This window comes from Kitasatospora sp. NPDC030952, from assembly GCF_055571335.1.
Window position 1 is genome coordinate 107,724 of record NZ_JBVIFM010000018.1, and the last position, 24,100, is coordinate 131,823.

The 24,100-nt window shown below is 73.6% G+C and carries 23 protein-coding genes and 1 pseudogene; 13 read left to right on the forward strand and 11 right to left on the reverse strand.

The genetic code is table 11. The annotated features are described in order from the left end of the window. Positions 1–25: 25 nt before the first annotated feature. Positions 26–1,651, reverse strand: coding sequence for a site-specific integrase (locus ACZ47G_RS27870; protein ID WP_465747207.1), 1,626 nt, complete (start codon positions 1,649–1,651; stop codon positions 26–28). A 63-nt stretch (positions 1,652–1,714) separates the two neighbouring features. Between ACZ47G_RS27870 and ACZ47G_RS27875 the strand changes: the two are divergent. The 3 genes and pseudogenes from ACZ47G_RS27875 to ACZ47G_RS27885 all read left to right on the forward strand — a co-directional run. Further along, a pseudogene (locus tag ACZ47G_RS27875) lies at positions 1,715–2,359 on the forward strand (NUDIX domain-containing protein); the annotation flags it as partial. Between the two features lie 80 nt (positions 2,360–2,439). Next, the gene (locus ACZ47G_RS27880; RefSeq protein WP_465747209.1) at positions 2,440–2,835 is read left to right on the forward strand and encodes a PadR family transcriptional regulator; all 396 of its coding nucleotides are present in this window, start codon (positions 2,440–2,442) and stop codon (positions 2,833–2,835) included. Continuing rightward, a complete protein-coding gene (locus ACZ47G_RS27885; RefSeq protein WP_465747211.1) occupies positions 2,832–3,431 on the forward strand; it encodes an HAAS signaling domain-containing protein in 600 nt (199 codons plus the stop codon). The genes ACZ47G_RS27880 and ACZ47G_RS27885 overlap by 4 nt, the downstream gene beginning before the upstream one ends. A 429-nt stretch (positions 3,432–3,860) precedes the next feature. Here ACZ47G_RS27885 and ACZ47G_RS27890 read toward each other — a convergent pair whose 3' ends face one another. Beyond that, on the reverse strand, positions 3,861–4,538 hold the full coding sequence (locus ACZ47G_RS27890) for a DUF6461 domain-containing protein (protein WP_465747213.1): 678 nt from the start codon (positions 4,536–4,538) through the stop codon (positions 3,861–3,863). Between the two features lie 675 nt (positions 4,539–5,213). Beyond that, on the reverse strand, positions 5,214–6,767 hold the full coding sequence (locus ACZ47G_RS27895; protein WP_465747215.1) for a purine-cytosine permease family protein: 1,554 nt from the start codon (positions 6,765–6,767) through the stop codon (positions 5,214–5,216). Positions 6,768–6,838: 71 nt separating this feature from the next. Between ACZ47G_RS27895 and ACZ47G_RS27900 the strand changes: the two genes are divergently transcribed. From ACZ47G_RS27900 to ACZ47G_RS27920, 5 genes are all read left to right on the forward strand, one after another. Continuing rightward, complete coding sequence (locus ACZ47G_RS27900; RefSeq protein ID WP_465747217.1) at positions 6,839–7,624, forward strand: TetR/AcrR family transcriptional regulator; 786 nt, start codon at positions 6,839–6,841, stop codon at positions 7,622–7,624. Positions 7,625–7,709: 85 nt separating this feature from the next. Next, entirely contained in the window at positions 7,710–9,425 is a 1,716-nt protein-coding gene (locus ACZ47G_RS27905) for an amidohydrolase (protein WP_465747219.1), read from the forward strand. A gap of 401 nt (positions 9,426–9,826) precedes the next feature. Next, complete coding sequence (locus ACZ47G_RS27910; RefSeq protein WP_465747221.1) at positions 9,827–11,197, forward strand: erythromycin esterase family protein; 1,371 nt, start codon at positions 9,827–9,829, stop codon at positions 11,195–11,197. Between the two features lie 231 nt (positions 11,198–11,428). Further along, entirely contained in the window at positions 11,429–12,109 is a 681-nt protein-coding gene (locus ACZ47G_RS27915; protein WP_465747223.1) for a hypothetical protein, read from the forward strand. 163 nt (positions 12,110–12,272) lie between these two features. Beyond that, entirely contained in the window at positions 12,273–13,475 is a 1,203-nt protein-coding gene (locus ACZ47G_RS27920) for an MFS transporter (protein ID WP_465747225.1), read from the forward strand. Between the two features lie 151 nt (positions 13,476–13,626). On the opposite strand, the gene ACZ47G_RS27925 is transcribed toward ACZ47G_RS27920, so the two are convergent. Beyond that, positions 13,627–14,673 (reverse strand): alpha/beta hydrolase, encoded by a 1,047-nt coding sequence (locus tag ACZ47G_RS27925; protein WP_465747227.1) that lies wholly within the window; start codon positions 14,671–14,673, stop codon positions 13,627–13,629. 43 nt (positions 14,674–14,716) lie between these two features. Here ACZ47G_RS27925 and ACZ47G_RS27930 point away from each other — a divergent pair, with 43 nt between their 5' ends. Further along, on the forward strand, positions 14,717–15,199 hold the full coding sequence (locus ACZ47G_RS27930; protein WP_465747229.1) for a MarR family winged helix-turn-helix transcriptional regulator: 483 nt from the start codon (positions 14,717–14,719) through the stop codon (positions 15,197–15,199). A gap of 149 nt (positions 15,200–15,348) precedes the next feature. On the opposite strand, the gene ACZ47G_RS27935 is transcribed toward ACZ47G_RS27930, so the two are convergent. Continuing rightward, positions 15,349–15,801, reverse strand: a complete 453-nt coding sequence (locus tag ACZ47G_RS27935) for a hypothetical protein (protein ID WP_465747231.1) — start codon at positions 15,799–15,801, stop codon at positions 15,349–15,351. A gap of 205 nt (positions 15,802–16,006) precedes the next feature. Between ACZ47G_RS27935 and ACZ47G_RS27940 the strand changes: the two genes are divergently transcribed. Then, positions 16,007–16,450, forward strand: coding sequence for a hypothetical protein (locus tag ACZ47G_RS27940; RefSeq protein ID WP_465747233.1), 444 nt, complete (start codon positions 16,007–16,009; stop codon positions 16,448–16,450). A gap of 105 nt (positions 16,451–16,555) precedes the next feature. Here ACZ47G_RS27940 and ACZ47G_RS27945 read toward each other — a convergent pair whose 3' ends face one another. Further along, positions 16,556–17,593 carry a medium chain dehydrogenase/reductase family protein gene (locus ACZ47G_RS27945; protein ID WP_465747235.1) on the reverse strand — a complete coding sequence of 346 codons (1,038 nt, stop codon included), beginning with the start codon at positions 17,591–17,593 and terminating at the stop codon, positions 16,556–16,558. 109 nt (positions 17,594–17,702) lie between these two features. On the opposite strand from ACZ47G_RS27945, the gene ACZ47G_RS27950 reads away from it, so the two are divergent. Continuing rightward, positions 17,703–18,344, forward strand: coding sequence for a TetR/AcrR family transcriptional regulator (locus ACZ47G_RS27950; protein WP_465747237.1), 642 nt, complete (start codon positions 17,703–17,705; stop codon positions 18,342–18,344). Between the two features lie 180 nt (positions 18,345–18,524). Here the strand turns inward: ACZ47G_RS27950 and ACZ47G_RS27955 are convergent, their stop codons facing one another. Both ACZ47G_RS27955 and ACZ47G_RS27960 read right to left on the reverse strand, forming a co-directional pair. After that, positions 18,525–19,307 (reverse strand): maleylpyruvate isomerase family mycothiol-dependent enzyme, encoded by a 783-nt coding sequence (locus tag ACZ47G_RS27955; protein ID WP_465747239.1) that lies wholly within the window; start codon positions 19,305–19,307, stop codon positions 18,525–18,527. 1 nt (position 19,308) lies between these two features. After that, entirely contained in the window at positions 19,309–19,839 is a 531-nt protein-coding gene (locus ACZ47G_RS27960) for an SRPBCC family protein (protein WP_465747241.1), read from the reverse strand. Between the two features lie 266 nt (positions 19,840–20,105). Here ACZ47G_RS27960 and ACZ47G_RS27965 point away from each other — a divergent pair, with 266 nt between their 5' ends. Beyond that, entirely contained in the window at positions 20,106–21,038 is a 933-nt protein-coding gene (locus tag ACZ47G_RS27965) for a LysR family transcriptional regulator (RefSeq protein ID WP_465747243.1), read from the forward strand. Here the strand turns inward: ACZ47G_RS27965 and ACZ47G_RS27970 are convergent. The 3 genes from ACZ47G_RS27970 to ACZ47G_RS27980 all read right to left on the reverse strand — a co-directional run bounded on the left by ACZ47G_RS27970 (position 21,007) and on the right by ACZ47G_RS27980 (position 23,427). Next, positions 21,007–21,402, reverse strand: coding sequence for a hypothetical protein (locus tag ACZ47G_RS27970; RefSeq protein WP_465747245.1), 396 nt, complete (start codon positions 21,400–21,402; stop codon positions 21,007–21,009). The genes ACZ47G_RS27965 and ACZ47G_RS27970 overlap by 32 nt on opposite strands. Positions 21,403–21,466: 64 nt before the next feature. Continuing rightward, entirely contained in the window at positions 21,467–22,237 is a 771-nt protein-coding gene (locus tag ACZ47G_RS27975; protein WP_465747247.1) for a GNAT family N-acetyltransferase, read from the reverse strand. 191 nt (positions 22,238–22,428) lie between these two features. Beyond that, the gene (locus tag ACZ47G_RS27980; protein WP_465747248.1) at positions 22,429–23,427 is read right to left on the reverse strand and encodes a helix-turn-helix transcriptional regulator; all 999 of its coding nucleotides are present in this window, start codon (positions 23,425–23,427) and stop codon (positions 22,429–22,431) included. 98 nt (positions 23,428–23,525) lie between these two features. Between ACZ47G_RS27980 and ACZ47G_RS27985 the strand changes: the two genes are divergently transcribed. Next, positions 23,526–24,071, forward strand: a complete 546-nt coding sequence (locus tag ACZ47G_RS27985) for a DinB family protein (protein WP_465747250.1) — start codon at positions 23,526–23,528, stop codon at positions 24,069–24,071. Positions 24,072–24,100 lie beyond the last annotated feature (29 nt).

The following is a 24,100-nucleotide window of genomic DNA, read 5'->3' on the forward strand; positions in this document are numbered from 1 at the left end:
CGGCGTCCCCCTCTGCCGCCCCCGCTCATCGAGAACCCCAGCGGCCGCCGCCGGCGGCGGCCGCTGCCGCAACGGGAGCGATGGTGGAGCCGCCATGGCGGGCGAAGACACGCACCAGCGCGTCGACACCGGCCTGCTCGTCGTCGTCGAGCAACGCCATCAGATAGGACAGCTGCAAACCGGTGAAGGGCTCCAGGTAGTGCTCTCGGGAGGTGTCCGGGTGCTTGTGCCCCAGCAGAATCGACATCTGGAGCCAGATATCTCCGAGCTGGTCGCGGAAGTCCTCGATCTCCTCCGCAGAGAAGCCTTCGAGACGACGCTCTTCCACCAACGACAGGATGCAGAACCACTTCAGGGCAAAGCTGTGCCGGCACATGTGGGGCGTTGCCCACAGCGGGCACGCGCCGCGGACCCGATCCCGCTCCTCTCTGCTGAGACTGCCGGCCGGGTCCGCCGCCCGGACCCACTCCTCCGCGATGCGCTTGTTCGCCGCGTCGAAGGTGTCCTCCCAGCTGTAGACCTTCTTCGGTAGCCCGCTCACCGACAGCCACAGCCACAACGGTTCCAGCCCCTGGGGAGTACGGCGGTAGAGAAGCCGACGCTCATCGGGAGCAAGCACGTCCAGCGCAAGTGCCGCGGGCCCGCTTTCACCCTCGACCTGCAGTTCCCGGGTCCGCGGGTTGTGGCCCGTGACGATCCGTACCCCGCGCAGCCGCTCGTACCGGCCCGCACGCCGGGCACGGCGGATCGCCTCCGCCCTCGACCCCTCCAGAGGATCCGCGTACCCCTCCACCTGCTGCAGCACCCGCCGCGGAATCCAATACGTCCGCCCCTCCTCGGCCCCCTTGACGCACTTCTCCGCCAGCCACGCCTCCCCCATCCGTTCGCCGCCCGGCGAGGGAAGCTCCACGTCCAGGACACTGGCCCACTCACGGATGCGCAGCCCGGTTCCGTACAGACCGTCGACGAAGGCGCAGTCCCGGTCTTCGTTGAAGCCTCGCCAGCCTGGCTTACGCACCCCGTCAAACCCGTAGCCGCGCAGTCCGATGTTCCGCCACTGCTCCAAGGCCGACCGCAGCAGCCACTTCACCTGACGCCGGGTCGATCCAGCAGGCCGCAGGGGATCGCGCCGTCGGCGCGCGTAGCCATGCCCAGATGCAGCGTCGCTTTCATCCACGAAGCCGGCGTGCACGGTCGGAACGGGATTGAAGATCCCGTAGCGCTTGCTCGCCCACGAGTAGAAGGAGTTGAGGCCGGCTCGATCGGTGTCGAAGGACATCGACCTGATCCGCTCTTCGTTTCGCAGGTCGGTGAGTCGCCAGTCCTTGAACGCCTCAACATCCCGCACCGTCGCGTCGTCCCACGAGCGGCCGATGGCGTCCAGGAAGTCGAGCCACACGACCAACGTGTACGCGTACCGCCTCCAAGTCCCGGACTCGGAGACCGCCATCTTCCCCTCCCTGAAGAAGAGGTTGATCCGGTGGTCCGGCCGGCCAGACGGCGAGAGGATCACGGGAGTGCCATGCCGTGCGCCGTTGCGAGCGGCTCTCTCGTGCAGACTCCCGAACCTCAGGACATCAGGATCGTCGCCGAGCTGATCCGGGACGGTGAAGTCGTAGAAGTCGACGCTCCAGTGCTCCAGAACATCCATGAGTCTCCCCAACACGGTTGCAACCGACAACGTGGAGGAGCCTAAAGAACCGGCGGCCACCGCGAGCCCGGAGAGACGCCGTACCGGACGGCGGTGCGCGAACTGCGCGAGGAGACCGGGCTGGACGTGCCCGACCTGCTCCCCTTCCACCCGGTGCTGGCCGCGACGGACCACCGGGGCCACCGGCGGCGCGCCTTCCACGCCCAGGTCGACGTCGACCCGGCCGAGCTGGTCCTCGGCGAGGGCCAGGAGCTGCGGCTGGTCCCGTTCGCCGAGGCCCAGCGGATGAAGCTGCCGCCCGCACTCAAGGGCTACCTGCGCCAGCTGGAGGCCCGACTGGCGGTCGGACGGACCCATGACTGGGCGGTGGTCGACGACATCCACCGCCACCTCTCCGACCACCGGGACAGCCTCGGACTGCCACTGCTGCCCCTACAGGTGGTGAAGATCCAGGAGGAGGCCGGGGAGGTCGCCGAGGCGCTGCTCGGCGTGCTCGGGGCCAATCCGCGCAAGGGGGTCAGCCACTCGATGGCCGATCTGCAGGGCGAGCTGTGCGACGTGATCACCGCCGCGATGGTCGCGCTGCGGGACACCACGGCGGATCCGGGCGCCGTGCTGGCCGAGCACCTGGCGGGGTGGCGGCCTTCGCGGGCGTCGCAGTCGTCGCAGCCGTCGCGGGTGTCGCAGCCGTCACAGCGGGAGGCGTAGCGGGAGGCGTAGCGGGCCGATGTGCCGCCCCCGCATCGCCGTGCGTGCACTACCTTGCGTCGCCTGCTATCTTGCATTGCATGGTACCTGGCACCGCAAGCCCCGAGCCTGACGTTCCACCCGGTTCGTCCGGTTCGCCCGACGGCCCGGTCGCGACTCAGCTGCGCAAGGGAGTCCTGGAGTACTGCGTCCTCGCACTGCTGCGCGACGGCCCGCGCTACGGGGTCGAACTGCTCCAGGAACTCGGCCGGTACCCGATGCTGGCGACCAGCCAGGGCACCATCTACCCCCTGCTGTCCCGGCTGCGTCGCGCCGGGCTCGCGGACACCTTCCTGCGCGACTCGGCCAGCGGCCCGTCCCGCCGGTACTACACCCTCACGGAAGCCGGGCGGAGCGCGCTGGAGGAGTTCACCGCGCTGTGGCCCGCCTTCCGTGCCACCGTCGACCACGTCCTCGCCCCAGGAGACCACCCGTGAACAACCCCATCGAGCACCCCCTGGTCCGCGCCCACCTCGACGCGGTCGCCCGCAGCACCGCCACCCTGCCGCCGGAACGCCGCCGCGAACTGCTGGCCGACCTGCGCGAGCACATCGAGATCTCGCTCACCGACACCCCGCTCACCGAGGCGACCGTCCGCGCCGTCCTGGAACAGCTCGGCACCCCCCGGCAGATCGCCGATGCCGCCCTCGCCGAGGAGGGACAGACACCGCCCGCCCCCGAGCCGGCGGGCCGGACCAACCTCACCCTGGCCCTCGCCGTGCTCGCCCTGCCACTGGCGCTGATCCCGGTCGCCGGGCCCGTACTCGGGTTCGCCTCGGCCGTCCTGGCCACCGTCCGGGTCACCAAGTCCCGGCAGTGGACCCGGCGCGAGAAGCGCCAGGCGGCACTGCTCCTGCTCTCGCCGCTCCTCCTCACCCCGGCGATCGCCCTGGTCGTCATGGTGCTCTCCTCCGGACTCACCCCCACCGCCCTGCTCGCCACCTGCGCCCTGGGCTTCTGCCCGAGCCTGACCGCGGCCCTGCGCCTCTCCCGGTCCGCCGCCCGGGTACGCACGGCAGGCCTCGCCGCCTGACGCCGCCGCGGCCTCCCACCCGGGCCGCGCCGGCCAGACCGTCCGACGGAGCAGCCCCATCGCCTCGCAGCCCGCCGGCCTCCGCCGGACGACCGGCCCTGGCCGACAGGGCGGCCGACTCCCGTACCACGAAGGGGAATCGTCCACCGGGGCGAACACCCTCCGGTCGAGGCTCGTGCCCCGGGGCCCGGCGATCCAAACCGGCGTCAGCGGAATCCCCGCACTCGGGCCCTACCGCGCGCCCCTGACACCACCCTTGGCGCCGGGTCAGTAGGCCGATCGGCAGCCTGGGCTGGGGAATTCGGTCGCCGGAACCTGCCGATCGGCACATGTGCGGGTGGGTGGTGGCGGGTGAGGATGGCGGTCGACAGGGCCCCTCCGGTGGGCCCGGGAAGGACCTCCGCCATGACCGCCCCTCGCCTTCTCAGCTCAGCGCAGTTCCAGCCCCGGCTTGCCGCGCACCACGTACGCCGGCAACCGCACCTCGCCCAGTACCGCCGGGGGCAGGCGCAGCCCGAACCGCCGCCCGACCGCGCCGAGGCTCCGCTGCCGCACACCCGCGCAGGGCGAGCTCCCAGGCACGCAAGAGGTGACACCGTCCGCCTCCAGGACGTTGGCGGCGACCAGCTCCGGCACCAGCAGGTCCGGCTGCTGCCCCCAGCGCCAGCGCTCCTGGCCGAGGCCGAAGCCGCACAACACGGCGCCGTCCCGGGCGTAGTCGAGCAGAGCCGGCGGCTGCTCCGGCATCGGGCGGAAGTGGACCACCTCCACGCCCTCACGCGCTATCTCGGTGAGCAGTTCACCGCCGGTGGAGTCCCCGTACTCGATCGCGAAGGACCAGCCGTCCGCCTCGCCGACCCGGATCACGCCGTCGCCGTCATCACCGGGGCGGTAGACCTCGATGTCCAGGTCCCAGATCTCCCTGCCGCTGATCGGCCCGGTCACCGCGGCCGGGTCGGCCCCCATCCGACGGGCGAGTTCCTCAGGCCGGATCCCCCGGGCGAACACCACCCCGGCCACTTCCCCGCCCGCGTCCGCCAGCCACTGGATGCCCTCACCGTCCCGCCCCTCGGCCTCGCGCGAACCATCATCGATGACGCCGATCATGACGCCCCTCCCCTCGCGCCCGCCCTGCGATGGCCAGGCACAGCCGGTCCGCACCATAACCGAGATCTCCGACATCCAACGCCGAACGCGGGGGCAGACGATCGGCCGGGCAGAGCAACTCCCCTGGGGCACAACACCATTCACCAACCCCACCCGGTACGACATTCCCACCCCCTTCCCCGAGGCCAGCCGGAACACCACCTTGGCCCCCGATGTCCCCAGCTCACCCGGGCCCGATCACCCCCTCCACCGCGACGACGGCGCCCCCGCCACCTCACCCTCAGCCGGGCCCGCCACCTTCCCGTGCCCTGCCCAAACGGCCCCGACACCAGGAGGACAGCCCCCACCACCCCAACCAGGCCGACCCACACCCAAAACCCCAGCACAGGAAGTCGAGCCGGCCGACTTCCTGCACCACACCCCAACTCCCGGAAGCACGCCCACCCAGGCCCACCCAGCACGACCCCCGAACCCCGAAGGCCAACGCCAACACAGGAAGTCGAACCCACCGACTTCCCGTCCCCTACCCAAACGACCCCGCGAGGCCAAGAGGCGACCGCCCCGGACCCGCAACCACCACCGACCCCACACCGGGCGCGCCCAAACAGGACCGTGCAGGAAGTCGGACTGGCCGACTTCCTGCACGCTGGTCAACCGCCCCTACTACCCTCGGCCTCAACCCCTCCGGCGCAGCACCGTCCTCCGCGCCATGAGGGCGTAGACCACGGCGGCCACCGCGATGCCCACCGGGAGGGCCAGGTCGACGCCCGTCAGGGCCGCGACGGGGCCGGTGTAGAGAGTGTCGACACAGAGGGCCGAGGTGGCCACGCCTGCCAGGAGGGCGACCGCGCCGGCCGGGTTGACGCCCGCGCGGTACCAGAAGGGGCTGCCCGGGGTCTCGTCGGCGAGGGCCCGGCCGTCGTAGTGGTTGCGGCGCAGCAGGATGTCGGTGGCGTAGATGGCGGTGCTGGGGCCGAGGAGGACGACGGTCAGCTGGAGCACGTTGCTGACCGTGTCGAGGAAGTTGGAGACCAGCAGCGCGTACAGGGTCAGCGCGACGGCGACGGTGCCGTCCACGAGCACGCTGAGCGTCCGGCGGATGCGGATGCCGACGGCCTGGAGGGCGAGGCCGGCGCTGTAGGCGGTGAGGGCATTGACGGCGATGGTGCCGACGACGAGGGAGAGCAGGAAGACCGGGTTGAACCAGCCAGGCAGGATCTTCTGGAGCGCGGCCTGGGGGTCGGTCATGTCGACGGCGGTGGCGCCGAGCACCCCGAGTCCGCCGACGGCGACGCTGGGGAGGAATCCACCGAGGGCGGTCCAGCCGAGGACGGCACGCGGGGAGGTGGTGGCCGGGAGGTAGCGGGAGAAGTCGGCGCTGGTGGTGTACGAGAGCGGGCCGGAGGCGATGAGGGTGACGCCGGCCAGGACGGCGGCCCACAGTCCGCCGCCGGTGAGCGGTTCGGGCTGGCTCCATCCGAAGTCGGCATGCTGGAGGACGGCGTAGCCGACGACGGCGAAGGAGGCGGCGAGGGCCAGGGTGATCGGCAGGTAGAGCCGCACGATCATGGCGTGCCCGTACACGCTGATGGTGAGGGTGAGCACCACGATCGCGATCACGATGGTGATCTTGATCGGGATGTTCGGGGTGATTCCGACCTCCTCGGCGAGCGAGAAGGCCGCGACGGCTGCCGCTGCGAGGTTCAGTGCGAAGTAGCAGACGGAGATCATCCACCCGGTGACGGCGTTGTTCGCTCGGTTGCCCCGGACGCCGAACATCGCCCGCGTGATCACCTCGCTGGGCGCGCCGGCGGCCGGTCCGGAGACGGCCAGCAGGCCGGTGCTCAGCCAGAACAGGTTGCCGACCACGACCACCGCGAAAGCCTGCCAGAGACTGAGCCCGGTCAGCACGAGGGTCCCGCCGACCACCAGGTTGAGGTAGTTGACGCTGGCTGCCGCCCAGACGGCGAAGAGTTCGCGGGCGCGGCCGCGCCGTTCGGTGTCGGGGATGACGTCGATGCCGTGGACTTCGACCCGGCCGTTGCGTTCCGGCCGGGACGGCCCGGACGGCATGGACGGCATGGACGGCATGGACGGCATGGACGGCTGGGGCGGCGTGGACAGCTGGGGCGGCGTGGACAGCTGGGGCGATACGGACGGCTGGAGCGGTGGTCCGGCGGGTCCGGTGGGGGAGTCGGGCTGGGGATGGTCCGGGAGCGTGGATGCCATTGGGGGCCCTCCGTGGGGGTGTCGTGCCCGCCTGCTTGCTTATTGGTCGCACACTCAATAGCATCCGGCACATGACGTCAAGCGTTCAGCGCAAACGGATCCGGAAGTCCCCCGACGACCGCCGGGCGGAGATCGTCGGGGCCGCTGCCACGGTCGCCCTCACCGAAGGCCTGGAGTGCATCACCCTGCGCCGGATCGCCGAGCAGCTGGCCGTCAGACCGGGCCTGATCAGCCACTACTTCCCGGCCGTGGAGGATCTCGTCGCCGAGGCGTTCGGCAGCGCCGCCACCGCCGAGCTGGGGACGCTGCTGCCCGCCGACCCGCCGGACGGGTCCCCGCTGAACCACCTGGCCCGGTTCTTCGCCCGCGCCACCGGCCCGGCCTACGACGACATGAGCCGGCTCTGGCTCAACGCCCGCCACCTCAGCCGCTACCGCCCCCTCCTGCGCGAGCGCGTGCTGGGCCAGGAGACGCTGTGGCGGGGCCGGCTCTCCGGCGTCGTCCACGCGGGGGTCGAGCAGGGCGAGTTCCGGACCGAGGACGCCGTCCTGACGGCCGTCCGGATCCTGGTGGTGATCGACGGCCTCGCCTCGCACGCCAACACCGGCTTGGGCAACCACCCGTCGGCCGTCGTCCGGCTCGCCGCCGCCACCGCCGAGCGCGAACTCGGCCTGACGGAGGGCACCCTCACCCTCCCCGAGCCCCCCGAGGCGATCACCAATCCCGCCGACCCCACCGACCCCACCAACTCCGCCGACCCCGCCAATCCCCCGGCCGCCCCCGCCACCGCGCCTGCCTCCGCACCCGTCACCACCCCGGCCCAAGCCACCGCCCAAGCCTCCTCCGAACCCACCTGAGCCACCGAAGCCGCCCCCGCTCCAACACCACCGACGAGCAGTCCTGACCCCAACTCCCCCACCCCGCACCACCGCTGGAGCCGAAGTGCGCACCTCTCTGGTCCTCCTCTCCGCCCGTCTGCTCGACCCCGCGTCCGGCGGGTTCCTCCCGCAGTCCGCGCTTGCCGTGGTCGACGGCCGGATCGCCGCCCTGGGCGACGACCGGACTATCCGCGAACTCGCCGACGCCGCAACGACGGTGATCGACCTCAAGGGCGCCGTGGTCACCCCCGGCCTGGTGGACGGCCACCTGCACCCGGTCACCGGCGCCGAGCTCACCCACGGCCTGGACCTCTCCGGCTGCAGCGACCTGCCGTCCGTCCGCGCCGCCCTGGCCGCCGAGGTCGAGGGCCTGGCTCCGGGGGCCTGGCTGCACGCCTGGGGCCTGGACCCGAATGTGTTCGGCGACCGTCCCGTCGCCGCCTCCGCCCTGGCACCCGTGCTGGACGGTGTCCCCGCGCTGCTCCAGCTCTTCGACGCCCACTCCATGCTCGCCAGCCCGCGCGCCCTGGAGCTGGCCGGCGTCGACGGCCCGCGCGCCTTCGCCCAGGCGGCCGAGGTGGTCTGCGACGCCGACGGCCGCCCCACCGGTCTGCTGCTGGAGGACGCAGCCTGCGAGCTGGTCGAGCGCGCCGCCCCGCAGCCCGCCCGCGCCGAGCGCCGCGAGCGCCTGGCGGCCGCCCTGCGCGCCATGGCGGCGAACGGTCTCACCGGCGGCCACGCGATGGACGCGGGCGGGGACAGCCTCGACCTCTACACCGAGCTGGACGAGGCGGGCCAACTGCCGGTGCGGCTGCGGGTCGCCCCGTGGTGCCAGCCCGGCGTGGACCCGGACGGGCTGCGCACGCTGGTCGAACTCCAGGGCCGGGGAGGGAAGTTGTGGCGGGTGGACGGCGTCAAGCTGTTCATGGACGGCACCATCGACAACGGCACCGCCTGGCTGGAACGCCCGGACTGCCACGGGGAGTCCACCCACGCCTTCTGGCCCGACCCGGCGCACTACACCCGGGTGATCGAGGAACTGCATCGGGCCGGGGTGCCGACCGCCACCCACGCGATCGGCGACGCGGCCGTCCGCCACGCCCTCGACGCCGTCGCCAAGGCCACCGCGAACGGCCCGTCCGACGGCACCCCCGGCTCGACCCTGAACGGAACCGACGGCACCCCCGGCCCGTCCCGGGACGGAACCAGCGGAACCCCCACCCGCTCCGCCCCGGTCCGGCACCGGATCGAACACATCGAGACCGTCCCCGACGAGGCGGTGGGCCGCTTCGCCGAGCTGGGCGTGATCGCCTCCATGCAGCCCACCCACTGCTGCGACTTCACCCGCGCCGACCACACCGACAACTGGTCCCGCCGCCTCGGCGAGGAGCGCGCCGACCGGGCCTGGCGCTGCCGCGACCTGTGGGACGCGGGCGCCACCGTCGTCCTGGGCTCCGACTGGCCGATCGCCCCCTACCCGCCGCTCGGGGTCATGGCGGGGGCCCGCCACCGTCGCCCCACCCGGGACCTCGACCAGCCCCCGCACAACCCCGGCCAGGCCCTCACCGCGCTGGAGGCACTGCGCGCGATGACCGTCAACGCGGCCTTCGCAGCGGGCGAGGAACAGTCGACGGGCCGGATCGCGGTCGGCCACCGCGCCGACCTCACCGTCCTGGCCGCCGACCCGCTCACCACCCCGGCCATCGAACTCGCGGAGGTCCCGGTGCTGCTCACCGTCCTGGACGGGCGGCCCACCCACCGCGCCGACCGGCTCTCCTGACGCCGAGAACACCAGAACGCCAGAACCCCGAGAACGCCAGAACGCCAAGAACGCCAAGAACGCCGAGCACGCCGCCCCCGACACCCGCCCCCGCCGCCCCAACACCCCTCAGCCAGAGTGGCCAGGCCCGTAGCCATGCAGGTGCGCCGCCCGTTACCAGCAGTTCGCCCACCCGTCCAGGTGACCCTAGGGGAACCGTCCCGGTGCCCCCAAGGGCCCGGGGCGGGTGGGGTTGCCCCCCGAGAAACCTGGCGGCCCGCCCCAGCGCGCCGCACCCCCTCCTCGGCGGAGGATTCTCTCACCGGCCAGGACGGCCGGACGAGTTGAACCGATCGACCCGCACGGACCGATCGCCCCCGCGATCGACCCAGGTCGAACCCATGAGCTGAGGAGTAGCCATCATGACCGTGACCCTGAAGCCGATCGCCCGCCGGGCCGTGCTGACCGCCACCACGGGCACCGCAGTCGCCGCCACCGCCGCGCTGCTCACCCCGGGAACGGCCAGGGCCGCGTCGGCGACGGGCTCGGCCCCGCAGTCCGCGACCGTCTCCGCGGACCTGGACCGGATCGCCCACCTCCTGCGCTCCACCGAGCCCGACGCCCTGACCGGCGGCCTACGGGCGCTGGGCGCGATGATCGGCGACGCCCGGGTGGTGGGCCTCGGCGAGGCCACCCACGGTTCGCACGAGTTCTTCACCATGAAGCACCGGGTGTTCCGCTATCTGGTCGAGGAGAAGGGCTTCACCACCTTCGCCCTGGAGGCCAGTTGGTCCGCGGGCCTGCAGATCGACGCCTTCGTGCAGGGCCAGGGAGACGACGACGCCCAGCGGCTGGTCCGCCGGGTCATGGCCGGATCGCCGTGGCAGCGGCGAGAGTTCGCCGAGCTGATCGGCTGGATGCGCGCGTACAACGGCAGCCGGCCGCAGCACCCGGTCCACTTCGTGGGCACCGACCTCGGCTTCCCCGGGATCGGCGACCAGCCCTTCGCCGAGGTCACCGCCTACCTGCGGAAGGCCGCCCCGGCCTCGCTGTCGGGCGTCGAGCAGCTGTACGCCGGCCTGCGGCCGTTCGGCGATGCCATGGGCTACCTGACCCGGACCCAGCTGTCCGAGCGGCAGCGCAACGCGGACCTGGCGCAGCAGGCGCTGGAGCTGGTCGCGGCGGCCGGCCGGGACGGCGACGAGGAGTACGACTGGGCCGTCCTGCACGCCCGGAACATCGCCCGCACCTTCGCCTTCTGCACCATGCGGACCGAGGACGGCTCCTCCGTCACCGCCGCGCAGGTGCTCCGTGACCGGGCGATGGCGGACAACACCCTGTGGTGGCAGCGCCGCCTCGGCGGGAAGGTGCTGCTCTCGGCGCACAACGGGCACGTCGGCTTCGTGTCGTCCGACCCCGCGCTGTACCCCCGGACGGAGGGCTCCCTGCTGCGCGACGCGCTCGGCGCCGACTACGTCAGCATCGGCTTCACCTTCGGCGGCGGCTCCTTCCTCACCGAGGCCGACCCGTTCGCCGACGCCTGGCGGAGCGCCACCGTTCCGCCGGCCACCCTGGGCATGAACGAGTACCTCCTCGACCGGGTCCGCCCCCGCGACTTCTACCTCGACCTGCGCCAGGCCCCGCCCTCGGCCCGCGCCTGGCTGGCGACCGCCCGCCCGACCTACGACGCCGGGACCACCTTCCGCCGCGACCCGCTGCCCACCCTCGCCCTCGGTGCCAACTACGACGTGCTGATCCACCTCCACCGGGTCCGCGCGGCCGACAAGCTCTGACCGCCGGCACCCCGAGCCACACCCGCCGACGCCACCCGGCCCCGCCAACTCCGCCACGAACACGGCGAGTCGACCCCAGGACCAGCGCTCCCCCAACAGCCCTCGCCCCCGGGCCCACGGCCGAAGGCCCGACCGCCCCGCCCCGCCCCGCCCCGCCCAGGCGACGAACGCAGGCCCGACCGCCCCGCCCGGATCGGCAAACCTCCCGCCGTCCCCCGCCGAAGACCGCACGTGCCGTCTGACATGATCGTCCCCCGTTGCCCCGGCGGCCCGCCCGCCCGAGGACGGCACGACCGCGAGGAACCAGGGCATGAGCAGGAAGCGCAGGTCCGCGACGAGCTCCGGACGGGCCCGCACCGCGCGCACCTCCGGACCGGCACGGCCCGGATCGGCACGGCCGCGCGGCGCCGCCCGCAGTACTGGGGCATGACCTTCCTGGCGGTGCTCGCGCTCGGTGGGGCCGTCATCGCCCTCGGCGTCCTGGGCGGCCGGGCGGCAGCGACCCCGTTCGCCTACGCGGCCGGGATGAGCGGCCGGCCGGGCATGCTGACCGCCGACCGCTGCTGGGGAGACAGCCCGGCCGAGCCCCACCTGATCACCTCCTGCACCGGGGAGTTCCGCTCCGACGACGGCCGAACGGTGACCGAGGACTCGCCGATCGGCGGCAGCCACCGCGTCGGCGCCGCCCTGCCCGTCGAGTACGGCGACGGCGACAGCGACAGCGACAGCGACAGCGACAGCGACGACTACCACGCCACCGGGTTCTCCTACGCGACCGGCGACCTGGACGGACTGCTCGCCGGACTGCTCCCCGTACTACCGGTCGGCATGCTCGGCCTGTGGCTGGTCGGTCTCGCGTTCGGCACGCGTTCGGCACCACCCCGACCGGGGGCCGACCGTCGTCGACGGTGACCCGGTCGCCGCCCGGCTGCTCCGGTGGGCGTGGGCGCCGACCGAGCTGCGGGGCAGCGGGGGCACGGGATGCTGATGGCGTCGATCCGGCCCCAGGTCCAACTGGCCCAGCGCGCGCCGGTGAGCCGTGGGCCGGGCCGGGTGGCGCGCCTATCGTGGGCTGGTGACCGATCATCGGACCGTCCCACCACCTGCCGCCCGGACGGACTACCTGCTCGCCGCCTTCGCCTTCGCCGTCTGCATGACCGGGACCACCCTGCCCACTCCGCTGTACGGGCTGTACCAGGAGCGGATCGGCTTCTCCGAGCTGACGGTGACGGTGGTGTTCGCCGTGTACGCCTTCGGGGTCATCGGCATCCTGCTGCTGGTCGGCAATGTGTCCGACGCGGTCGGGCGCCGACCGGTGCTGCTGTGCGGGCTGGTCAGCTCGGCCTGCAGCGCCGTCGTGTTCCTGACGGCGGACAGCGTGCCGCTGCTGCTCCTGGGCCGGCTGCTGTCCGGTCTGTCGGCGGGCGTGTTCACGGGTACCGCCACGGCGTACGTGCTGGAACTGGCGCCGCCACGGCACCGGGGGCGGGCGGGCTTCGTCGCGACCGCGGCCAACATGGGCGGCCTGGGTTTCGGACCGCTGCTGGCGGGCCTGCTCTCCCAGTACGCCCCGCACCCGCTGGTGCTGCCGTTCGTCGTGCACCTGGTGCTGATCGCCATGGCCGTCGGTGCCCTTCTGCGGCTGCCGGAGACCGTCGCCGGTGCCCGTCCGCTGCGCACCGCCCGGCCGGTCCGGCCCGGTCTGCCGCCGGAGGTCCGGCGGGTGTTCGTGCCGGCCGCGCTCGCGGCCTTCGCCGGGTTCTCGCTGCTGGGCCTGTTCACCTCGGTCAGCCCGGCCTTCCTCGCCGAGGGCCTGGGCGTGCACAACCGGGCGCTGGTCGGCCTGGTCGTCTCCTCGGCCTTCCTGGCCTCCACCCTGGGCCAGCTCCTGGTCCCCCGGCTGGGCACCGCGCGGGCCATCCCACTGGGCTGCCTGGTGCTGATCGCCGGACTGGCCCTGCTGGCCGGCTCGCTGGCCTGGGCCGTCCTGGCCTTCCTGGTGCTCGCCGCGCTGGTCGGCGGCGCCGGGCAGGGCATGGGCCTGCGCGGGGCGGTGGGCGAGGTCGCCGCCGCGAGCCCGGCGGAGCACCGCGGCGGTGCCCTGTCGGCGCTGTTCGTGGTCGCCTACTTCGGCATCTCGATCCCGGTGATCGGCGTCGGCCTGCTCACCGGGCCGCTCGGCCTGGCCCACGCGGGTCTGGTGTTCGCCGCCTGCATGGCCCTGCTGGCCGCCGCCTCCGGCGCCTACCTGCTCCGCCAGGCGGGCGCCGGGGCCTGATCACGGGCCGACCCCGTCAGGGCCGACCGGTGCACGGCCACCCGACCCGTACACAGCCACCGGACCGGTGCACAGCCACCCGGCGGGTGCACAGCCACCCGGCGGGTGCACGGCTACGCGGTCGGTACACGGCTACGCGGTCCGTGCACGGCTACGCGGTAGGCGTCCGCCCGGCGCGGATCCGCTGGCGCAGGAAGAGGGCGGCGCGGTCGAGCGCCTCGTCCGCCTCGTCCAGGACGCCCGCGAAGCACTGGAACACGTGCGGCGCATCGGCGGTGATGTCCAGGACGACGTCCACGCCCGCCGCGCCGGCCCGCGCGGCCAGCCGGGTGGAGTCGTCCAGCAGCAGTTCGTTGGTGCCGACCTGAATCAGCATCGGGGGCAGGCCGGTGAGGTCGGCGTGCACGGCCGGGCTGAGCAGCGGCTGCCGAGGATCGGCTCCGCCGAGGTACATGGCCCCGGTGTGGTCCAGGGCGGCCCGGGTGAAGATCGGGTCGATGCCCTCCTTGGTCCGCATGCTCGCGCCGCTCCGGGTGGCGTCGAGGCCCGGGGAGAAGGCGAGTACGGCGGCCGGCTGCGGCAGGCCCGCGTCCCGGGCGGCGAGGCACGTGGTGACGGCGAGTCCGCCGCCGGCCGAGTCCCCCGCGAGGGCGATGGCCGAGGGGTCCTCGCCCTGGTCGAGGAGTGCGCGGTAGGCGCTCAGGCAGTCCTCGATCGCGGCCGGGAAGGGGTGTTCGGGGGCGAGACGGTAGTCCAGCGAGTACGCCCCGAGACCGGTCCTGGCCACCAGGTTGCCGGTCAGCGAGAGGGCGGTCTCGGGCGAGCCGAAGACCCAGCCGCCGCCGTGGAAGTACAGGATCGTCCCCGCCCCCGGACCACCGTCCGGACCGCGCTCGGCCCCGCCCTCGGCCCCGCCCTCCGCCACGCCCCTCGGCTCGACGCGCAGCGCGGGCCGGTCGCCGAGGACGGTCGGCGCGGTGCGGATGGAGTCGTGGGGCACGATCATCCCGGCCATCAGCTCCCGGAACCCGGCCCGGATCTCCTCCACCGACGGCGGCCCCGCGGGCCCCGCTGCCCCCGGCTTCGCCTCAGCCCCCGACTTCGTCCCGGCCCCCGACTGTCCCTCAGGCCCCGACTGCCCGGCCGCCCTCGGCTGCCGCAGCATCGCATCGATCCGGCTGCGCTGTTCCCTGCTCATGGGCACACTCCTGCCTCAAGTAGCTTCCCGTACACTATATGCCGTGGAAGATACATTGCACGGAGCCCTCTCCGCAGCCGACCTCCCGGAGCTCTTCGCCGACCTGGTCCGGTGCGAGACGCGCCTGTACAACGCCCTCAACGACCGGCTCCGCGAGCGGCACGGGATCGTCACCTCGCAGTACGAGCTCCTGGACCACCTGCGCCGCCACCCCGGCTGCCGGGTGGCCGACGTCGCCGCCGAGTTCGCCATCGGTGTCGGGGCGACCAGCAAGGGCGTCGACCGCCTGGAGAAGCAGGGCTGGGCCGCCCGCCGGCCGAACCCCGCGGACCGCCGGTCCTCGCTGCTGGTCCTGACCGACGACGGGGCGCGGCTCGTCGAGGCGGCGGAGCGGACCTTCAGGGAGGGCCTGGCAGAGTTGCTCGCGGGCGCGCTCGACGCCCCCACCCTGTCGGCGACCGCACGCACCCTGGCCACCCTGCGCTCCGCACTCGAACGCGACCAGGTCGGCACCCCCACCGGCTGACCCCCCAGCCCGCCCCGGAACGCCCTCCGAACGCAGCAGCCGCGGCGGTCGCGAGGGCGACCGGCGCGGCCGGAGCACCAGGCGCGGTTCCACCGCGCCGTCCGGTACCTGGGGGATGCCAACAGCCGCTCGCCCCAAGGAAGCCCGGGCTAGACAGGCACTGATTCCGCCTCCAGCCTGTTGTAGTCGCCCCAGGCGTGGAGGTACTTGTTTGAATCGGAGTAGAACGACAGGGGCTGGTGGTTCCACCGACACCGGAGCCGCTTGACGCCGTCGACGACTTCGAACCTCCACGGCACGGCCTTGGACCAACCGTGGAGCCCGACATAGGCGTTGTTGCTGCAGGAGAGGTAGGAGCCCTTCCAGCCACCTTGAGTGACCCGGAAGTAGATCTTGCCGCCGCTGTCCGTCTCTTCGATGAACGTCAGCGCCGAGTCGGACCAGGTGGTGCAGCCGTTCCCGTAGAGGCCCACGTACCCCTTGAAGGTGCCGTTGTAGGACAGCTTGATCTCGAACTCCCCACCGCTCTCGGCGAGATCGGCCGGAGGGTTCTCGACGCTCTGGGCGAAGCTTTCCGGGGACCTGGAATCATGAGGCTGCACGGGACTCCTTCGACGGAGCCTCCGCGCTTCTCCGGAGACCCCTGGAGTCCACTCGCCTGGCTGAGCGAACCCCGCAACCGTACAGGCGACTTGACCCCGAGTGATCACGCACGCCGACCACGACCGCGCCGGTTCCCCTAACCTTGGGGCCGAGGCCCCCGGACGCCGGGCGCCGGCCGACGCGACCAGCCACCGGGGGGGTCGCGTGATCCGCGTACAGCAGCACACCTTCGCCTTGATCCCGTGGCCGTGGCGCGTCATGCCCTGGGCCCAGGCGCCCGAGGGGCTGGAGTTCACCCTCTACGACGTCATCGACCCGACCGCACCACCCCTGCGCGGTGTCGGGGTGCCCGGGACCCCGGCGGAGGCCGCCCGCTGGAAGACCGGCCACGACGCCTACCTGAGCCTGCTGCGGGAGGCCAAGGAGGAGGTGCGCCACGCCCACGGGGTGCGCTGCCGGCCCGGTTTCATGGTCGACATGCGCTCGGTGCGGCTGCGCCGCTACGACCTGATGCCCCACCGCAAGGCCCGCTCCCGGCGGCTGTTCGCCGAGTGCCTGACCAGGATGCGCCTGTACGAGGAGACCTACCGGCCGATCCTCCAGGACATCGAGGCCCGCATCGCGGAGGCCTCCGCCGACGTGGCCTGACCGGGGAGCTTCAATCCCGCTGCGGGAGGCGAGAGTTCAGCACTTCATGAGTTTCGCGAGGAGTTCGAAGACCGGCCTGGCCAGGGCTCGTCTGACAGACACGCCCTAACGGACGATGACGACCTTGCCCGCGACGGTGCGCGACTCGGCCAGGGCGAGGGCGGCCGCGGCCTCGTCCAGCGGGAACTCCGCGGCGATCTGGGCGGTGAGCGTGCCGTCGGCCAGCAGGGCCAGCACCCGGGTGAGGTCCTCGCGCAGCCGGGCGCGGAAGGCGGCCGGGCGGCGGCTGCCCGCCCAGAAGTTGTAGAAGTGCGCGGACCGGCCGTTGGGGAGGTGGTTCCAGAGCGCCAGCCGGGCGAACAGCTTCAGCACCGGGAGCCGCGAGTCGCCCTCCTCGTCCTTGGTGGCGGCGGTGCCGTAGGACACCAGGACCCCGCCGCGGCGCAGCAGCCGCCACGATTCCTCCAGTCCGGCGCCGCCGACGTGGTCGAACACCGCGTCGACGCCGTCCGGTGCGAGCTCCCGGATGCGCCGGTAGGCGTCCGGGTCGCGGTAGTCGACCGGGGTCGCGCCCAGCCGGCGGACGGTGTCGTGGTGCCGGGCGGACGCCGTGCCGATCACCGTGATCCCGGCGTGCCGGGCCAGTTGCACCAGCGTCGACCCGACGCCGCCGTTGGCGCCGAGCACCACGATCGTGGCGCCCGACGGCACCTTCGCGGTGCGGTGCAGCATCTGCCAGGCCGTCACCCCGTTGACCACGACGGTCTCCGCGTCGGCGGCCGTGACACCGTCCGGCACCGCTACCAGGTCGGCGGCGTCGAGCAGTTGGAGGCTGGCCCAGGCACCGGTCTTGGTGACGGCGGCGAACCGCCGCCCGACCAGCGCGGGGTCGACCTCCGGGCCGGTCGCGACGACCGTGCCGACCACGTCGTAGCCCGGCACGAAGGGGAAGGGCGGCTGGTCGTAGTACTTGCCGCGGCGCATCTGCTGCTCGGCGAAGGAGACGCCGGTCGCGTCCATCCGCAGCAGGACCCGGCCCGCGGTGGGCAGCGGGAGGTCGCGGCTGCGCACCTGGAGGCCGTCCGGGTCGACGGTGCCCGGCAGGACGACCTCGGTGGCACGGGTGGGGAGGGTGTCGTTCATGGCGTCGCTCCGTATCGGCCGATGTGTGACTACGGCCGTAAAGTTACACCTGTAATCTCAGGGCGCACAAGAGCTGCCGCCCGTAAGTTCTCACCTGTAAGCTCACGCCATGGACAACGAACCGAGCGCACCCCCCAGCCGCCCCCGCAACCGCCGCGGGGAGGGTGCCCGCCTGCGGGACGACATCGTGGCCGCCGCGGTCGAACTGCTCGACGAGGCCGGCACCGAGACCGCCGTCACCCTGCGGTCGGTCGCCCGCCGGGTCGGGATCGCCGCACCCTCGATCTACCGGCACTTCCCCGACCAGCCGACCATCATGCTGGCCGTGGTGCGGCAGGCCTTCGACCAGCTGGAGGCCCAGCTGCGCGCCGCCCTGGACGCGGCCGGCGAGGACCCCCGGCAGCGGCTGCTCGCCCTCTGCCACGCCTACCTGCGGTTCTCCGAGGACCACCCGGAGCGCTACCGCACCATGTTCGGCGGCGTCTGGGTGCCCGCCCTCCAGGACACCGCCGTGACGGCGGACGAGATGCGCACCCTCGGCCAGGAGTCCCTGCAACTGCTCACCGAGGCCCTGGCCGGGTGCGTCGCCGCCGGCCTGGCCACCAGCGACGATCCCTCCGCGGACACCGTCGCGCTGTGGCTGGGGCTGCACGGGCTGGCGCACCAGCGGGCGGTGACGGTCGCCTTTCCGTGGCCGCCGGACATCGCCGAGCGGCTGATCACCGCGCTGGCGCACCTCAAGGCCGAGTAGCCCACTGTCCTGGTGGACGGCGGGCGGCCGGGTCAACCGATCGGTCGACCCGGCCGTCCTCCGTTCCGCCCCAAGAGCCTGACGGCGCGCGCCCACGCCTAGCGACGGGGCTTCCGGGACATGGCGGCCGCCCCGCAGCAGGCCGAGGAGCGGACGCCCGCCTCCTGAGCCCGAGCCCCCTCAGCCCCAGCCCGGCACCGGCGGCAACGGCCAGGCGGGCAGCGCGGGCAGAGCGGGCAGAGCAGGCAGAGCGTCGAGCCCCGACGCCGCCGCCCCATCCACCCGCAGGTCCGCCGCCGGGCCGCGCCCGGCCAGCCAGGCGAGCAGGACCCGCCCGGGGCCGCGCACCACCGGCCCCGAGCCGCTGACCGTCCACCCCGAGCCGAGATCCTCGGCCTCGACCCGGGCCAGCGGAACCCCCCGCGCGCCCAGCGTCGCCGCCGTCTCGGCCAGCGCCCGCTGAACGAACCCGTCCGGCCAACCGGACGGCGTAAGGCCGTGGTTCAGGTCCACCCCGTGCACCTCCAGCTCCCGCCAGGCCCGCCACAGCAGGTACCAGGCCGGGTGCCGCCAGCCCGCCAGCGCCGGGACCAGCACCGCCCGGCGGGCGGCGGGCAGTTCGGCGGCGTCCCGCAGCAGCCCGTCCAGGGCGGCCCGCAGGTCGGCCACCAGGGCCTCGGCGCCGCGCCCCGCGCCCTCGCCCAACTGCCGTGCCAGCTCGGCGGCGTCGACCCGCGGCCCGGGCGCGGTGCCGGTACGGGCCAGGGCGAACATCCACCGGTAGGCGTCGGCGCTGCGGGCGAGGTGGGTCAACACATGGCCCCGGCTCCAACCGGGCAGCAGCGAGGGCTCCCGGGCCTGGCGGTCGGTGAGCTGCTCCAGGCCCGTGCGGAGGCGTTCCGCCGAGGAGCGGACGGCCCCGTACAACTCGTCGAAGTCCGGCTGTCGATCGGCCTCCAGCACGCTAACTTCCGGCCTCGGCAAGGGACTTGACGCCCTCCAGGGTCGCCGTGATCCCGGTCCGCAGCTCGCCCAGCCGGAAGGCGACGATCTTCTCCTCAGCCTCCGGCCGGGCGTCGATCGCCCGGGTGACACCACTGCGACCCGGACCGATCACCACCGAGTGGCGCACCCGGGTGCCGCCGTCCTCGGCGGCCAGGTCGAAGCGCCAGCGGGCCAGTGCGCCGGCCGGCTCCGCCACCGGGTCGCCGTACCGGCCGTCCGCGTCCATGACGGCCCAGGCGAAGGCGCGGTGCTCGGCCAGCTCCAGCACCTCGGAGACCGTCCGCCAGTCCGGCATGCCCGCCCGGCTGTTGTGCCCCTCGAAGCGCGCGCCCGGGGCGGGGCCGTCCGCGCCGTCCAGCCACTGGACCCGCTGCAGCTCCGGGCTGAACCGGGCGGACAGTCCGATGTCCGTGACCAGCGCCCAGACCCGTTCCAGGCCGGCCCGGACGAACACCTCGCACTGGGTGCCCGGACCATCCGCGTACCGCATTCCGCTCCCCCTCGACTGCCTGACCGCCTCGACACTCGACCAGCGACCTCATGGGTCGACACCCGCCGTGCCCCCGCCTCTACGCGTCCGGAACGCCGCGAAGGCAGCGGGCGGGTTGCCGCCCTCTCGCGGGCCCTGGCAACGATGGTCGATCCTGGCGAACCTCCAAGTCAATCCGTTGATTTCCTGGGAAACCCCCAAGCTGCCGCTTGGGTGGGCGTGGGCCCGCGACCACCGGCTCGGTCCCGGCAGTACCCTGGGCGCTCGTGACCCTCGACGACCTCCGCGTGTTCGCCGCCGTCTGCCGGGCCGGCTCACTCAGCGCCGTCGCCCGCGAGCTGGCGTGCAGCCAGTCCGCCGTCAGCCAGCACGTCAAGCGGCTGGAGCGTGAGCTGGGCCTGACCCTGATCGAGCGGCATCCGCGCGGAGTGGTGCCCACCCAGGCCGGACGCCATCTGCAGACCGCCGTCGCCACCGGCCTGGGCGGCATCGACCACGCGCTGCGGACCATCGCCGAACTCGCGCGCGGCGAGGGCGGATCGGTGCGGATCACCACCGGTGCCACCAGCATCCGGCACTTCATGTCCGCGGCCGTGGTGGCGTTCCGCGAGCGGTTCCCGCAGGTCAGCCTGGAGTTCCAGACCGGCATCTCCAGCCGCAACTGCCTGGAGGCGCTCACCGCCGGGCACGTCGACCTGGCCTGGATCACCCTCGGCACCCCGGTCCGCGGCGTCGAGCAGCGGCCCGTCGCCGACCTGCCCTGGGTGCTGGCCGTGGCGGCCGCCGACCCGCTCGCCGCCCGGGAGCGCATCGAACCCGCCGACCTGCAGGACGCCCGGCTCATCGGACTGCCGCAGAACTCGGTGTCCCGCTCCCAACTCGACGACTGGCTCGGCAAGTCGGGGATCCGGCCGGTCTTCGACACCAGCGTCACCGACTGGGACACCGCGATCCTGCTGGCCGAACTCGGCCTCGGCCACGCCGTGGTGCCCGCGCTGCCCGAGTGGCAGGGCCCCGGCCACCCCGGCCTGCGGCTGGTCCCGCTGCCCGACCTGCCGGGCCTCACCGTCGGCTGGGCCGCCCGGGACTGGGACACCCTGGGGCCGCTGGCCCGCGCCTTCGCGGAGACCGTCGCCAGTCACTGGGGGCGCCCGGCCCCGCCGCCGGTCAGCCCTGGAGCCCCTCCTCGAACTCCCTGACCGACCGCAGCCCGCCGCCGCCCAGCAGCCGGGCCACCGGCAGGCCCTCGTCCCGGGACGTCACGGCCGACAGCCGCTCGAAGTCCTCGGGCAGCACGTCCAGCAGGCTCAGCAGCTGCTCGCCGGTCCGCAGCTCCAGCACCAGGTCGCAGCGCAACTGGCGTGGCAGTGCCGGGCGGTGGGCCATGGCATGCCACCGTGCCGCCCGCAGGTAGTGCCGCCCCTCGGGTGCCGCGTGCGTCCTCAGCCAGGCCGGGTCCAGGCGCTGGGAGAGGCCGAGGTCGGCGGCCCGCTCCGCCAGCCGCAGCAGCGCCGGGGTGTCGACGGCCATCAGGTCACCGGGCAGCGCCCGCTCCGCGTCCATGCCCCCATCCTGGCTCATCCGCACGATCGCGCACGACCTCGCACGTCCGGGCACGTCCGGGCCGTCAGTGCGTCTGGAAGGACAGGCTGCGGCCGATCTCGACGAAGCCCCGGCGCGCGTACCACTCGCGCGGCCAGTCGGCCGCGTCCGCCAGCAGGAACAGCCGCGGGATCCCGGCCGCCGCCGCCAGGGCCAGGCCACTGGCGAGCAGGGTGTCGCCGTGGCCGGCCCCACGGTGCGGGAGCGCGGTGACCAGATCCTCCAACTGGGCCAGCCCCACGGCCGGTTCGAGGTAGAGGTCGACCCAGGCGGCGACCTCGCCGTCCGCTGCCCGGGCGGCCAGGAAGTGCACCTGCTCGGCGCCGCGCAGCCTGGTCGGCCGACGGTCGGTGAGCTGCCGGAGCAACTCCTCGTCCTCGTACCACTCCCTCTGCTGCCGCCGGACGGCCTCCCGCAGTTCGGCGAACTCCGTCGGCAGGGCGGCCGGTTCGGGCAGTGCGCAGCCCGCCGTACCCCTGGCCAGGACCACGACGGCGCTGCGCTCGTAACCGGCCTCGGCCAGCACCGGCGCGGCCCGCTCGCCCCACGCCTCGTCCAGCACGCTGATCACGTACTGCCGGCGCGGCCCGAGCCAGCGCGCCGCCAGCCCCGGCAGGGCCGCCGGGTCGGTGCCCGGACCGGTGACGACCAGCTGGTTGTGCTCATGGGAGAGCACGAACTCCGGGTCCCGCACGGCGAAGACCCCGGGGAACTCCGGCAGTTCGATGACCTCGGCCGCCAGGCGGCGGGCGAAGGCGACGTGGAAGGCGGCTACCCGCTCAAGCAGATCCGACATCCTGCCATGATCGCCCCGCCCGCCGCCCGGGCCAACCCAATATCGGCCGCCGGTCAGCGCGCCCGGGCGCGGTCAGTGCGCCCGGCCGGGCGGCAGTCGTCGATGAGCTGCCGGAAGTGTCCTCGGTCATGCCCGCGGGCATGAACCACCGCGGCGCCAGCCCCGCACCGGAAGTCAGCCCGGCCGACTTCCTACTCCACCCCCACCCCCGCCCCCGCTGCCCCCACGCCCGCCTCCGCCGCCCGCCCGAAGCGGGCCGACCACTCCGCGATCAGCTCCCGCAGCTCCGGCGGGTGGACGACGTGGAACTCCGCGCCCAGGGAGCCCAGGGCCATCGCGGGCCAGTCCAGGGAGTCGGCGGTCATCCGCAGCCGGCAGCGGGCGTCGTCCACCGCCTCGACGTCGCCCCAGCGGCCGACGTGGGCGCGGACGCGGCCGGCGGGGGCGTCGACGAGGGCCTCGACACGGTTGGGCCGGGGCATGCCGCTGAGGCCCGCGCGGACGAACTCGGCGGCGTCGGTGGCCGGGAGGGTGCGCGGGGCGAAGCGGGCGCCGGTGGCCTGGGCGGCGGTGAGGCGGTCGAGGCGGAAGGTCCGCCAGTCGCCGCGGTCGAGGTCGTAGGCGACGAGGTACCAGCGCCGGTCGAGGCAGACCAGCCGGTGCGGTTCGACGTGCCGTTCGGTGCGTCGCGCGGAGGCGGCGGTGTACGAGAAGCGCAGCCGTTCGCCGTCGCGGCAGGCGAGGGCGGCGGCCGTGAGGGCGTCGGGGTCGACGCCGGTGCCGCCGGTGGTGCCCCAGTCGACGGGGACGGTGACGGCGCGCAGCGCCTCGACCCGGCGGCGCAGCCGGGCGGGCATCACCTGGACGACCTTGGCCAGGACTCGTACGGAGGCCTCGGCGACGCCCTCGACCGGGCTGTCGGTGGCGGCCTGGAGCCCGACGGCGAGGGCGACCGCCTCCTCGTCGTCGATGACCAGCGGGGGCAGGGCCGCGCCGGCGGCCAGCTGGTAGCCGCCGTCGACGCCGCGCTGGGCTTCGACGGGGTAGCCGAGTTCACGCAGCCGGTCGATGTCGCGGCGCAGGGTGCGGACGGAGACGCCGAGCCGGTCGGCGAGTTCCTCGCCGGGCCAGTAGCGGTGGGTCTGGAGGAGGGAGAGCAGTCGCAGGGTCCGGGTGCTGGTGTTCGCCATGTCCCGATTGTGGCCGGATTCAGGACAGGAAGTGGCCGCAATGGTCCGTAGCGTGGTGGTTGTCCGAAGGAGCAGGAACCGAACGGAAGGCCGGCACCATGACCACGACCACCACCACGTCCACCACCACCCCCGTCACCGGCGAGCGCGCCGACCTCCTGGTCGCACTGGAGAAGCAGCGGCACTTCCTGCGCTTCACCACCCGCGACCTCACCGACGAGCAGGCCGGCCTGCGGACCTGCGCGAGCGAGTTGTGCCTGGGCGGCCTGGTCAAGCACGTGACCTCGGTGGAGCGGATGTGGGCGAACTTCATCGTGGAGGGCCCGTCCGCGATGCCGGACTTCACCGCCTGGACGGAGGAGGACGTGGCCCGCCGGGCCGACGAGTTCCGCCTGCTGCCGGGCGAGACGCTCGCCGGGGTGCTCGCCGCGTACGCCGAAGCCGCCCGCCGCACCGACGAGTTGGTGACCACCCTGGCGGACCTGGACGCGACCCAGCCGCTGCCGAAGGCGCCCTGGTTCGAGGCGGACACCGAGTGGTCGGCCCGCCGGGTGCTGCTGCACATCGTGGCCGAGACCGCCCAGCACGCGGGCCACGCCGACATCATCCGCGAGTCCCTGGACGGCGCGAAGAGCATGGGCTGAGAAGAGCATGGGCCGGCCCGCCGCACCTC